Genomic DNA, 14,636 nt, shown 5'->3' on the forward strand with positions numbered 1-14,636 from the left:
CTGTGTCTCTCAGATGTCATTGGTCGATGCCAGCGAGAAGCGGCGTGCGAGCGTCGAGGCGAGGCCCGTGAAATGCGGTGTGGCGAATACGTCGCGAATGGCGATATCGAAACCGGCCTTGCGTGCCGCTTCGACGAAGCGCACGACGGCGAACGATGTCGCGCCTGCTGCGAAGAGATCGTCGTGCGGCGTGAGGGTTTTGCCATCGAAGAGTTCGCTCCAGATGGTCGCGAGCGTTTGCGCTTCGCCGGTCTCATCGTTCTCTTTGCTCTCTTCGTTCGATGGCTGCGGCGTGATACGCGCCACGCTTTCGAGCGTGGCTTCACACGCGTCGAAGACTTCCTGCGGCGCGTGCGCGAACTGTTCGACAGTCGCGAGATAACGCTGCGCAAGCATCTCGACGAACGCAGCATCGACGCGTTCGTTCGCATAGGAAAACGCGCAACTCACGCGGCCATCGGGATGTTCGGTCACGTCCAGTTCCAGATCGAACACCACGCGATGACGCACGTCATCGAAGCCTTCGATCGCGAGGCCCGCCCAATCGCGCGAGGCCATCGCGGCCGGGCGAAGGTAATTGAACATCACCTGGAAGAGCGGATTGGCCGCGCCGGGGCGCTCTGCGTTCAGCGAGGACACGACATCGGCGAACGGCGCATCGGCGTGTGCATAGGCGGCGAGCGCCGCGTCTCGCACGGTGGCGAGCAAGCTCGCGGGCGTATCGGCCCTCGACATGCGCGTACGCACGACGACCGCGTTGATGAAGAGCCCGAGCGCATCGCGTGCGGCATCGCCCGTCGATTCGCGTGTCGATGCAAGCACGCCGATCGGCTGATCGAGCGCGCCCGTCAGATGATGCAATGCCGCGTTGAGCGCCGCATGCAACAGCATCGGCAGCGTGGCGTGGCATTCCATTGCGAGCGCGCGGCCACGTTCGACGAGCGCATCGTCGAGATCGAACGCGATGCGGCTTGCGAGCCATTGCGGGTCGTCCACGCGACCCGATGCCGGCGCGGGCAGTGCGATCGCGGGCAGCGCCTTCAGCGCGTCGCGCCAGAACGCGAGCCGCGCGCCCGTCGCGGACGAAGGCAGCACCAGCGCATTCGATACACGTTCCGCCACCGACGCGCCCTTCTGCAACGCTACGTACGTCGCGCGGATATCGTCGAGCCAAAGATCGATCGACGTGCCATCCGACACGATGTGATGCACGACGAGCGACAGCACGTGATCGTCGTCGGCCAGCCGCAGCAGACGCGCGCGCCATAGACGCTTCGCGTGCGCGAGATCGAAGGGCGTGAGCGCGTCTTCATCGGTGACGCGCTTCGCTTCATCGATGCGGCCCGCGACATCGATCACCGGCAACTCGAAACGCCACATCGGCGCGATGCGTTGACCCGGCGCTGCGCCCTCACGCTCGACCAGTTGCGTGCGCAACGCCGGATGACGCGCGGCGGCTTGCGCGAGCGCTTCGCGCAACGCGTCGGCATCGAGCGGACCGCGCAGGCGCACCGCGACCGGAATGTTGTACGCGGCGCTTTGCGGCTGCGCGCGCCACAGGAACCAGAGGCCGAGTTGCGCGGCGGACAGCGGCCATATGCCGTTCTCGTCGGGCTCGAAGGTGTCTTGCACCGTATCCGCTGCGCCTTCGCATGCGCTCGCCTGCTGCACGCGTTTCGCGTATTGCGACAACACCGGCGTTTCGAACAATGCGCGCACCGGCACATCGCGTCCGAGCATCTCCGCGATGCGCGTGACCACGCGCACAGCCGCGAGCGAATGCCCGCCGAGTTCGAAGAAATGATCGGCACGTCCCACGCGCTCGACGTTAAGCACTTCGCGCCAGATTTTCGCGAGCGCGGCTTCGGTGCCCGCTGAAGGCGCTTCGTAGCGACGCTCCTTTTTCGGCGGCTCCGGCAACATCGCGCGATCGACCTTGCTGTTCGCGTTGCGCGGCAATGCATCGAGCACGACGATATGCGCCGGCACCATGTAATCGGGCAACGTGCGGCGCAGATGCGCATCGAGTTCGGTGGCATCGGCGGCACGGCCGAGCGCAGCACGTTCGCGCGCATCGGCCTTCAGTTCGACATACGCGACGAGCGCCGCTTGCGCGCCCTTGCCGCGCACCACGGCGCATGCTTCGCGCACATCGTCATGCGCGGCGAGCTGCGCCTCGATTTCACCAAGCTCGATACGCAAGCCGCGCAGCTTCACCTGATGATCGACGCGGCCGATGAAGTCGAACACGCCATCGGCGCGGCGTCGCACGAGATCGCCCGTGCGATACAGACGCGCGCCCGGCTCGCCATACGGATCGGGCACGAAGCGCTCGGCAGTCAGCGCGGGACGGTCGAGATAACCGCGCGCGACGCCGACGCCTTCGCCGCCGAGATACAGCTCGCCGATCACGCCGACGGGCAGCGGATTCAAACGTTCATCGAGCACATGCGCGGTACGCGCGCCGACGAGCGTGCCGATCGGCAGATACGCGCAATCGGCGAGCTTCGCGGGATCGTCGCCGGGATTGAACGTCCACAGCATCGGCGTGATGACGGTTTCGGTCGGACCGTAGCCGTTGACGATGCGCGCGTTCGGAAAGGCGCGGCGCATGAGCGCGAAGGCTTCGCGCGACGTCGCTTCGCCGCCGACCGTGATCGACTTCAACGTGGGCGGCGCGCCGTGCACGAGCGCCCATTCCGCGAGTTGCGTCGCGCAGCCAGGCGGCACATAGGTCATCGTCACGCCTTCTTGGCGCATGAGCTTGCATGTCAGCGCGGGCGGCCAGAGCGTGTCGGCGGTGATCGCGACCGCCGCGCCCGAGATGTACTGCGAGAACCAGCCTTCGTGCGCGCCGTCAAAATTAACCGACTGGAACAGCATGAACGTGTCGCGCTCGGTCGCGCCATAACGTTCGGCGATGGCCACGCAATGTCGCGCGAACGAACCGTGATCGACGATCACGCCTTTCGGCTTGCCAGTCGATCCCGATGTATAGATCGCATAGGCCGCCTGTTCCGCCGCGACTTCGGGCAACGCGACGCGCGATGTGTGATCGTCGGCGTAGAGGCTTTCATCGTCGAGCAGCAGGATGCGCGCGTTCGCGGGCACGGGCAGCGCATCGAGGCTCGCGCGTTCGGTGACGATGTGATCGATGCGCGCATCGTCGAGAATCTGCGCGAGCCGTTCGCGCGGATGGCTCGGATCGAGCGGCACGAATGCGCCGCCCGACTTCAGCGCCGCGATCAGCCCCACGAGCAGATCGACCGAACGGCCCAGCGCGACGCCCACGCGCATCTCCGGACGCACGCCCGCGTCGATGAGACGTTGCGCGATACGCGTCGCGCGCGCATCGACTTCGGCGCGCGTGAAGGCTCTTTCCATATCCGCGACGCCGCGCGCATCGGGCATCGCCCGCGCATGACGGGCGATGCGTTCGTGCACCGCGATGAATTCGGGCTTGCGCTCAGACGCATTGCGATTCCACGCAGCAAGTTGCGCGCGCTCGTCTTGCGGCAGCCATTGCAGATCGCCGACGAGCGTGTGCGGCGCATTGAGCGCGTTGCGCAACAGTTCGACAAAGCGGCGCGCGAGACGCTCGATCGCATCGGCATCGAAGAGATCGAGCGCATAGATGAACGCGGCATCGAGCGAGCCGTCCGCGCGTTCCTCGAAGTTCGCGGTCAGATCGAATTTCGCGAACGGCGTGCCGGAAGGCAATTCGGTTGCCCGCACATCGGCGAATAAAGGCAGTGAACGACGGGCGCCAAAAGCCGCCATGACCTGAAATAGCGGATGATGACTCGCGCTGCGCACGACGCCGAGCGCTTCGACCACTTGCTCGAACGGCACGTCCTGATGCGATTGCGCATCGACGAGCGCGCCTTGCGCGGCATCGACGAGTGTCGAAAACGGCTGCGTTACATCGACCCGCGCCGCGAGCGTCAGCGTGTTGACGAAGAAGCCGATCAGCCCCGCCGTTTCCGCGCGCTCGCGATTCGCGGCGGGCACGCCGATCTGGATATGCGCTTCGCCCGACGCGCGCGCGAAGAGCGCATCGAGCGCGGCGAGCAGCACGGCAAAAGGCGTCGCGCGGCGTTCGCTGGCAAAGGCGCGCAGACGAGCGGCGAGCGCCGCATCGAGCGTGAACACATGACGCGCGCCGCGCGCGCTGCGTTCGCCGGGACGCGCCGCCGCGCCCGGCAACATGAGCACGTCGCGCGATGGGTCGAGCCGCGCGCGCCAGAAATCGAGTTGCCGTTCGCGCTCGCCCGCATCGAGCCAGCGACGCTGCCAGAGCGCGTAGTCGGCGTATTGAGTCGGCAATGGCGCGACGGACACCGCTTCGCCCCGTGCATACGCGCGATAGAACGATGCGATCTCGGCCAGCGCGATATCGGCGGACCAGCCATCCGACACGATGTGATGCGTCGTCAGCGAAAGCCAGTGCGTGTTTGCATCGAGCCTGATCAGATGCGCGCGCACAAGCGGCGCATGTGCGAGATCGAAGGCGCGCGATTCGTCGGCGAGTGCGAGCGCGGCGGCACGCGTCTCACGCTCCGCGACGGGAACATGCGTGAGATCCACCGATTGCCACGGACAGCGCATCGGTGCATGCACAGTTTGCAGCACGCCGTCCGCGCCTTCCGAGAAGGTCGTGCGCAGCGCTTCATGACGCGCGATCAACGCATCGCACGACAGGCGCAGCGCGTTCGCATCCAGCGCGCCGTCGAGTTGCATGCGCTCGGTGATGTGATACGCGGCGGGCTCGTCGATCATGCGCGCGTGCAGCCACAGACGCGTCTGCGCAAACGATGCGACAATGCCTTTCATTGGCTCGTCGCAGCCCTCGCTTCTTGCGCGAGGCGGAATCGGCAGCATGCGGAAGTCGATGCCCGCGTCGGCGAGCCGCGCGACGAACACCTTGCGCTGCGCATCGGGCAACTGCGCGAAGCGCGTCGCGAGCGAGAGCAGATCGGGTTTGGCCTGCGTCATGCGTTTCCTCTTTTTCTTGCGATTCTCATTGCGTCTCCAGTTCACCGAGCAGCGCGTCGATGGCGCTCGCCGCGTCATGTGCGCCGCCCTTGGCATCCCGTTGCTTGATCGCGGCATCGATCGCGGCGGCGCAGCGTGCAAGCGTCCGTTCATCGAAGAGCGTGCGCAGCGGCAATGTCAGTGACCAGTGCAGGTTGGCCTGCGCGTTGGCCTGTGTCGCGAGCAGCGAATGGCCGCCGAGCGCGAAGAAGTCGTCATCGCGGCCGATGGCCTCGAGATGCAGCACGCGCTGCCAGATCGCGGCGAGCTCGCGTTCCGTCGCCGTATGCGGCGCTTCGACGCTTCCTCGCGTGCGCATCGGCACGGGCAGCGCGTTGCGGTCGCACTTGCCATTGGGTGTCACCGGCAGCACGTCGAGCGCGATCACATGCGACGGCACCATGTAGGCGGGCAGTTGCGAACGCAATGAATCGAGCGCGGCGGATTCATCGAACGTATCGGGCGCGGCGCATGCGATATAGCCGATCAACTGCTCGTCGCGCACGATCACGACGGCATCGCGCACATTCGGCTCGGCGCGCAGCAGCGCTTCGATCTCGCCCGGCTCGATGCGCTGCCCGCGCAGCTTCACCTGCGTATCGATGCGGCCGAGATAGTCGAGCGCACCATCGTCGCGACGACGCGCAAGATCGCCCGTGCGATAAAGACGCGCGCCGGCGATGAACGGATCGGGCACGAAGCGTTCGGCGCTCAGCGATGCACGCCCGAGATAGCCACGCGCGAGACCCGCGCCGCCGAGATACAGTTCGCCGATGCCGCCGGAAGGCACCGGATGCAGCGCCGCATCGAGCACATGCAGTTGCAGATTCGCGATCGGATGACCGATCGGCACGGAAGCCGATTCGATATCGCGCGCACCGCATGTCCAGTGCGATACATCGATGGCGGCTTCGGTCGGACCATAGAGGTTGTAGAGCCGCGCGTTCGGCAGCAGCCTGGCGACGCGCGCGACGAGTTCCGGCGCGAGCGCTTCACCGCTTGCGACGATTCGTTCGATGCTCGCGCAGCGATGCGCGTCGCCGAACTCGTCGATATGCGCGACGAACGCCGCGAGCATCGACGGCACGAAGTGCAGCGTGCTCACGCGATGCGCTTCGATGGCCGCGACAAGCCGCGCCGGATCGCGATGATCGCCGGGCGCAGCAATGGCGAGCTTCGCGCCCGTTGCGAGCGGCCACACGAATTCCCACACGGACACGTCGAAGCCGAATGGCGTCTTGTGCAACACGACGTCGTCGCGCGTCAGGCGATAGGCGTCCTGCATCCACGCGATGCGATTCGCCAGCGCGCCGTGCGTGTTGCCCGCGCCTTTGGGCTTGCCGGTCGAGCCGGATGTGTAGATGAGATACGCGAGTTGCGCATCGCTGACTTCGATGGGCGTTGCGAGCGTCGCATCGTTCTGCATGAGCGCGGCGATATCGAAGACGCGCGCGTTCGCAGCGACGGCTTCCACGCGTTCACGCAAATGCGTTTGCGTCAGCACGACGGCGGGCTTCGCATCGTCGAGCAAGTACGCGATGCGTTCGGCCGGATAATCCGGATCGATCGGCAGATACGCCGCGCCCGCCTTCAACACGCCGAATAGCGCGACGACCATTTCGAACGAACGCTCGACGCACAGCGCGACCGCCGTGTCCGGCTCGACGCCCACGCTCACGAGCGCGGCAGCGACGCGCTCCGCGCGCTCGTTCAACACGGCATACGTCATATGCTTCGAAGCGCCATCGCCGGCGTTCATTTCAAGCGCGATGGCATCTGGCGCAGCCTTGACCATGCGCTCGAACTGCCGATGCAGCGGCGCGCGTTCAACATCGTTCCATTCGCGGGCCGTTGCATTGAAACGCGCGGCGTCTTCGGCAAGCGAGATCGCGCCCAGCGGCGCATCGGCGTTCGCGGCGAATGCATCGAGACAGACGGACATCGCGCGATGCAGCGCCGCCACGCGCGATTCATCGAGACGCGCCGCGTCATACCCGTAATCGATGACGATGGACTCGCCCGCCTCCACCACGAGCGTCAGGGCGAAGTCCGTCGCTTCGATATTGCGCAGATCGCGCATCGCGAGCGCGCGTTCATCGCGGCCGGCCCACGCTTCATCGACGGGATAGTTTTCGAAGACGACGAGCGTGTCGAACAGCGCACCGCCGCCCTGGCCCGCCCAGCGTTGAATCTCCGCGAGCGGCGTATGGGCATGTTCGTTGGCCGCGGTGTTGTCGGCTTGCAACTCGCGCAGCCACGCGGACGCGGCACGCTGCGGCAACGGCGCGGTGATCACCGGCAGCGTGTTGATGAAGAGGCCCAGCACGTCGTCGATATCCGCGAGCGTGTCGGGGCGGCCCGCCACCGTCGCGCCGAACGCGACGCTCGTCCGATGCGTCATGCGCTGCAACGCGAGCGCCCACGCGCCTTGCACGAGTGTGTTGAGCGTCACACGCAGACGACGCGCGGTATCGATGAGGCGTGCGGTCGTCGCGGCACCGAGCGTCGCGCGCCACGTACGGTGATCGTCGAGCGAAGGTCGATCGCTCGCCTCGCGTTGCGCGATACGCGTCGGTTCGTCCAGACGTCCAAGACGTTCGAGCCAGAATGCCTCGTCGGCCTGCGCGTCGCCTTCAGCGAGCCATGCGATGAAGTCGCGATAGCGCGTCTTCATCGAATGCGCGGCGAAGGGCTGCGCGCGAGGCGGCTCGATGTAATCGCGCAACACGTCCGCGAACATGCGCGCCGTGCTCCAGCCATCGAGCAGCAGATGATGACGCGTCCACACGATGCGCCATTCTTCATCCGAAAGCCGAATCAGCGTGACGCGCATCAAAGGCGGCACCGCGAGATCGAAGCCGCGTGCGCGGTCGTCCGCGAGCCACGTTTCGAACGATGCAAGCGCATCGCTTCGATCGCGCCAGTCGAGCACGTCGAACGGCATGCGCGCCTGACGATGCACGATCTGCATCGGCGCGGCTTCGTCGGGTGTGAAGCCGGTGCGCAGGATATCGTGACGCGGCACGGCCGCTTCGAACGCCGCGCGCAAACGCTCGACGTCGGGCGCGATCAGCGTCGCCGCGAGCTGGTTCACATACGTCGATTGTTCCGGCGCGAACAGCGAATGGAACAGGATGCCCTGCTGCATCGGCGATAACGGATAGATGTCGGTGACGCCGCGCAGATCGACCGGCAGACGTTCGAGCGCCGCTTGCGTCAGTCCGCCATCGCGTGCAAGCGGGAAATCGCCCGGCGTCGCGCCCGCGCCCTTGGTCGCGATGCGTTCCGCGCACGCGCTCACGATTTCGGCAAGCGCGCTTTCGAACCGTTGCGCGAGCGCTTCGATCGTCGCGCGCTCCAGTTGCGTCGAACCGTAGCCCCAGTGCAGTTTGAGCGTGCGTTCGTCGCTGTCGTCCACGTAAGCATGAATCGCGAGTGCATTGCCGAGCGGGCCCGAAGGATCGCGCTCACAGCCCGCGCCGCCGAAACGCGGCGTGAACGCGGCGTCGCGCGCGTTCTGTGCTTCGAACTGGCCGAGATAGTTGAAGGTCACGCGCGGGCGCGGCAATGCTTCGAGCGATGCGCGCGTCGCGTCGTCGCCGTAATGGCGCAGCACGCCGAAGCCGAGGCCTTTGTGCGGCACGGCGCGCAACGTGTCCTTCGCGGCGGCGAGCGTGGCGACCGGCGATGCTTCCACCGGCACCGGCACCGACACCGGATAGTGACTCGTCAGCCAGCCGAGCGTGCGGCTTGCGTCGATGTCGTCGAAGAGCGCTTCGCGGCCATGTCCTTCCAGCTCGATACGGCATGTCTTGCCGATCGCATGTGCGAGCGCGGCGATCAGCAACTCGACCGTCTGCGTGCGATAGGCGGCGTTCGCTTCGGCGAGCACGGCGCGCGTGAGCGTGACATCGAGTGTCTGTTCGATGACGGCGGCATCGGCGTTCGTCGCCTTCGCTTGCGGGTGATCGAGATGCAGGTCATCGCCTGTCGCGATCATCGTCGTCCAGTACTTCGCTTCTTCGGCGAACGGCGATTGAAGATCGCGTGCCGCCTTCGCAAGCCGCGCGCCCCATTGCGACGCTGTAGCGCCGGTGCGCGTGAGGCTCGCGATGCCGCGCGTTTCGGCCGCGCGATAAGCATTCGACAGATCATCGAGCAGGATGCGCCACGACACGCCATCGACGATCAGATGATGAATCGCGAGGTACAGTTTCGTGCGTCCGTCGGGCAGCGATGCGGCGAGCGCGCACGCGAGCGGGCCGCGTGAAATGTCGAGCGTGCGCTGGATCGCATCGAATTGCGCGAGCGCATCGGCTTCGTCGTGTGCGGCGACGGCGGCGAGCGGCAACGTGTCGAACGCCTTCGAAGCCTGCACGATGCGCCACGCATTGGTCGCGGCGTCGCGCTCGAAGCGTTGCCGAAAAATCTCGTGATGCGTCTGCAGCGCATCGAAGGCGCGCGCGAAGGCATCGAGATCGAACGATGCGTGTGCGTCGAATTCGATCGACTGATTCCAGTGGCCGCGCTGCGCAATATCCAGCGCGAAGAAGCGCAATTGCGCGGGTGTGAGCGTCGCGTTTTCATCCGCTTGCTTCGTTGCAGCGACGGGCGCTTTCGCCTCGGCCGTTTCGATCGCCTTCGCGACGCGTGCGAGTTGGGCGACCGTCGCGTTGTCGAAGATCTGCTTCGGCGTCGCGCGAAGGCCGCGTTTGCGCAGACGCGCGATGATTTGCAGCACGAGAATCGAATCGCCGCCGAGCTCGAAGAAGTTATCGTCGCGGCCGATGTGCTTCGCTTTCAACACGTCCTTCCACACCGATGCGATCGCTTCCTCGACTTCGCCTTGCGGTGCGTCGCTCGTCGCGGCGGCTTCGACTGGCTTCATCGCGATATCGCGCAGCGCGGCACGATCGATCTTGCCATTGGCCGTCACGGGCAGCGCGTCGAACACGACGATCGTCGCGGGCACCATGTAGTCGGGCAAGCGTGCGGCGAGCGCATCGCGCAGCGTGGCTTCGCTTTGCGCCGTGCCGCTCACGAACGATGCGAGTTGCAGACGGCCATCGCGATCGACCGGCAAGGTCTCGGCCTGAGCCACGCCTGCAATCGCACGCAACGTCGCGCTGACCTCGCCCGGTTCGACGCGATAGCCGCGAATCTTGACCTGATCATCAAGACGTCCGAGGAATGCGATACGTCCATCGGCGAGCAGACGCGCACGATCGCCCGTGCGATAAAGCCGCTCACCATGCGCGAACGGATGCGGCACGAAGCGCTCGGCGGTGGCGGCAGCACGTCCGAGATAGCCGCGCGCTACGCCCGGGCCGCCGAGATACAACTCGCCGATACCGCCCGGCGGCACGCACGCGCCCGATGCGTCGAAGACATAAGCGCACGCGTTCGGCAACGGATGGCCGAGCGGCGCGCCCTGCGCGTTGCGTTCATCGTCGGCGAATGCGGATGCCTCGCACGCGATTGCGCCGACCGTCGCTTCGGTCGGACCGTAGTGATTGATCACGCGACACGATGGCTTCAACGCGCTGACACGATCGACGAGCGCCCACGGCAAGGACTCGCCGCCCGTCACGAGCGCATGCGAAGGCAATACGTCGGCGGGATGCTGAGCTTCCAGGAGCGCGTGCAGATGACTCGGCACGATCTTCAACACGCCCACTTCGCGCGTGCGCATCTCGGCGGCGAAACGGTCCGGATCGAATGCGCATCGAGCGTGCAGCAGATGCAGCGTGCGCCCCGAGCACAGCGCGCCGAAGAGCGTCGTGTGACCGAGATCGGCGGCGACGGTCGAGACCATCGCCATCGATGCGCCCGACGCGAATGTAAGTTCATCGAGCATGCCCTGCACGTAGTCCGCAAGCGCGCGATGCGGCACGGCGACGCCCTTCGGCGTGCCCGTCGAACCCGAAGTGAAGATGACGTAGGCGGTTTGTTCCGGCGCGGGCTGCACGCGCTGCACGGCGGCATTCGCGAGCGATGCATCGTGCGCGAACGTATCGACATCGAGCAAGTGCGCGTTGCCGAGTGTGCGCGGCGCGTTGTCGTCGTTCGTTGCGACGAGCGCGAGGCGCGCGCCGCACGCTTCGATCGCGGCATCGAGGCGTGCCTGCGGCATCGACGGATCGAGCGGCACCGCGTATGCACCCGACTTCATCGCACCGATCAGCGCGACGACGAAGCGCACCGAACGTTCGATGCACACGGCCACCGCGCGCTCGGCCTGCGCGCCCTCCTGGCGCAACGCGAGCGCGACGCGGTTCGATGCGTCGTCGAGTTCGGCGTAGCTGATTTGCGTGTGCGCATCGGCGAGCGCGATGCGATGCGGCGTCGCGCCCGCATGCCGTGCGATCAGCGCGAGGATATCGTCGGCGGCGAACGTCAGCGCGCGGCCGCGTTGCGATTCGCGTTGCGTCGTGCAATCGAGCGATGCGATCGCACGCGAAGGATCGCGCACTGCATCGGCGACGAGCGTCGCGAAGCTCGCGAGCCATGCGTGCGCGGTGGCGTCATCGATGCAATCGCGCGCATGAGCCGCGACGAGTTCGATGCCGCGCGCGTCGTCGGTGAAATCGAGCGCGAAATCGAAGCGCGCCGCGAGATCGGGACCGGGCGTCGCGATTGCCGTTGCGTTCGGCAGCGTCGCCTTCAATTCGGCATCGAACTGCTGGGCGAATTTCACGCGCAGCCACTCGTCGCCACGCGCGACGGGCGGCTTCACTGCATCGAGCACGCGATCGAACGGCACGTCCTGATGCGCGAATGCATCGAGCGCATGTGCGCGCACATCGTCGAGCAAACGGGAAAACGATTGATGGGAATCGACGCGCACGCGCAATGCCAGCGTATTCAGGCACAGCCCGATGAGCGATGCTGTCTCGGGCCGCTGCCGATGCGCGACCGGCGTCGCGACAACGAAATCGTTTGCGCCGGTCAACCGATGAAGCCATGCATCGAACGCCGATAGCAGCACGACGAACGGCGACGCGTGCCTCTCGCGTGCGAGTTCACGCAACGCATTCGATGCCTCGACGGACAAGCGCAACGACACACGTCCGCCACGATGATTGCGTTCAGCGGGACGCGCGCGGTCATATGGCAGCGCGAGCGGCTCGGGCGCCGCATCGAGCGCCTTGCGCCAGAAGCCGAGTTGACGCTCGCCCTCCGCGCCTTCGACCAGATCGCGCTGCCATTGCGCGTAGTCCGCGTATTGAATCGGCAATGCGGACAGCGATGGCGCTTCGCCTTGCACGTAAGCGCCATACGCGTGCGCGAGTTCTTCGAAGACGATGCGCGAACTGTAGCCATCGGTGATTGCATGATGCGCGGTCAACATCAGGCGATGCGATTCATCGCCGAAGGTTACGAGCGTCGCGCGCAACAGCGGACCATTCGACAGATCGAACGCTTCGCTCGCGTGACGTTGCGCAAGCGCTTGTGCATCATCGATTGCATCGGCGTTTACACGCGCGATCGTCACCGGCAACGACGCGTGAATGCGCTGCATGACGATACCGTCGTCGTTCTCGACGAGCGTCGTGCGCCATGCCTCGTGACGCTCGATCACATGATCGAGTGCGCGCTGCAAGGCGTTTGCATCGAACTTGCCGGTGATATCCCAATGACCCGCGATGTGATACGCCGAGCCCGCATCGCGCGTTTGCGCCAGCACCCAGAAGCGTTGCTGCGCGAACGATGACGGGCGATCAATGTAAAGCGCATTCTTCGATGCCGCGCTTCTCACGATGACCGTATCGCTCGTCTCTACCTCGCTTGCGTCGATCAGCGCGGCGAGTGCTTCCAGCGATGGATCGTCGAAGATCGCGTCGAGACGCAGGTTCACGCGCCAGTCGATGCGAATCGCCGCCTGCAACTGCATCGCCGCGAGCGAATCGCCGCCGCGCTCGAAGAAGCGATCCGCGCGGCCGATGGGCGCGGCATCGTCGAGAATGCGTTGCCAGGTCTGCGCGAGACGTTGTTCGGTATCGGTCGCGGGTTTGATGTGCTCCACGCCACGCACGGCCGACGTTGACGCAACCTGAGTCTTCAACGCATCGCGATCGAGCTTGCCGTTCAACGTATAAGGCAGGCGCGCGAGCCGCACATAGCGATGCGGCTGCCACGCTGCGGGCAACTGTTCCGCGAGATACGTCTTCAACGCGGCATCGCTCGCAGCTTCATGTGCGACGACGAGACAGGCGGTTAGTTGCGTGCGACCATTCGTCGATTCGGCGAGCACGGCGGCATCGCGAATCGATGGATGCGCGCGCAAGCACGCCGCGATTTCCGCAGGCTCGACGCGCACGCCGCGAATCTGCACCTGATCGTCGATGCGTCCGAGATAGTCAAAGGCACCATCGGCCCGTTCGCGCGCGAGATCGCCCGTGCGATAGATGCGCGCGCCCGGATCGCCCAAAGCATCCGGCACGAAACGTTCGGCCGTCAGCGCCGCGCGTCCGTGATAACCGCGCGCGATGCAGACGCCGCCGAGCAGCAGCTCGTCATCGTCGATGCGCGCGACACGCGGACCGATCACGCGTCCGATGGGCAGCGACGCGTAGGCATCGGCATCGCTCAGATCGGGCGTGACGTGCGGCTCGACGGGCCATAGCATCGGCGAAATGACGGCTTCTGTCGGCCCATAACCGTTGATGAGACGCTGCGCCGCGAACACGCGCCGCACGCGTGCGAACGCTTCGCGCGACAGCGCCTCGCCGCCGAACGCGAGCACGCGCAACGTCGCGGGCACGCCCTTGCGCTCGGCAAGCGCCGCGAATTCGCGCAGGTAAGCCGGCGGAAACGCCGCGACGTTCACGCCTTCGCGCTCGATCAACGCATGCGCCGCTTCAGGCGCGAACGGCGGCGGCGCGGTAATGACGATGCGCGCGCCCACTGCGAGCGGCGCAAGCCAGCATTCGTGCGCAGCATCGAAATTGACCGACGCGAAATGCAGCAGGCTGTCGCCCTCGCCGATGCAAAGCGCGGTCGCGAGCGCGTCGCAATGCGCGGCGAGCGGGCCATGCTCGACGACGACGGCCTTGGGCAAGCCCGTCGATCCCGACGTGTAGATCATGTACGCGGCCGCGCGCGGATGCACGGGCGTGTCGTCATCGAGCGCGGGCGCATCGGCGTGATCGTGATGGACATCGAAACATTGCGCGAAGCGTGCGCGCATCGCGTCGTCGGCGGTGGCATCGACGATGCCGTGCGCGAGGCCCGCATCCTTCGCGATCCAGTCGAGGCGCGCGGCGGGATGATGCGGATCGAGCGGCACGAACACGCCGCCCGCCTTCAGCACGGCGAGCAATGCGACGAACAGTTCGCACGAACGCTCGACGCACACGCCGACGCGCACTTCCGCGCCGACGCCTGCCGCGCGTAATCGCGTCGCGAGCCGTGACGCGCGAGCGTCGAGTTCGCCGCGTGAGAGACGCGCGTCGTCATGGGCATTGAATGCGAGCGCGGGCGCATCGGGTTGAAGGCGCGCAAGGTTCTTGATACGAAGATGCAGCGCGGTCGGGAAACTCGTCATCGGCATGAATTCCTTCGGTTCTGGCCGCATCGGAAAATGCTGCGGCATGAACGGT

Annotated in this window: 2 protein-coding genes; both read right to left on the reverse strand. The window is 66.0% G+C overall.

Translation table 11 applies throughout. From position 1 onward, the window contains the following. Positions 1–9 precede the first annotated feature (9 nt). Positions 10–4,995 (reverse strand): non-ribosomal peptide synthetase, encoded by a 4,986-nt coding sequence (locus IAG25_RS08330; protein ID WP_187604415.1) that lies wholly within the window; start codon positions 4,993–4,995, stop codon positions 10–12. Between the two features lie 25 nt (positions 4,996–5,020). Next, positions 5,021–14,581: a non-ribosomal peptide synthetase gene (locus tag IAG25_RS08335; RefSeq protein ID WP_187604416.1), complete on the reverse strand. Its 9,561-nt coding sequence runs from the start codon at positions 14,579–14,581 to the stop codon at positions 5,021–5,023. Between the last annotated feature and the right edge of the window lie 55 nt (positions 14,582–14,636).

Source organism: Caballeronia sp. EK (genome assembly GCF_014384845.1).
GTDB lineage: Bacteria > Pseudomonadota > Gammaproteobacteria > Burkholderiales > Burkholderiaceae > Caballeronia > Caballeronia jiangsuensis.

Excerpts from the sequence above, each read along its gene's own strand:
- IAG25_RS08330 (WP_187604415.1), bottom strand. The coding sequence starts at position 4,995 with ATGACGCAGGCCAAACCCGATCTGCTCTCGCTCGCGACGCGCTTCGCG.
- IAG25_RS08335 (WP_187604416.1), bottom strand. The coding sequence starts at position 14,581 with ATGACGAGTTTCCCGACCGCGCTGCATCTTCGTATCAAGAACCTTGCG.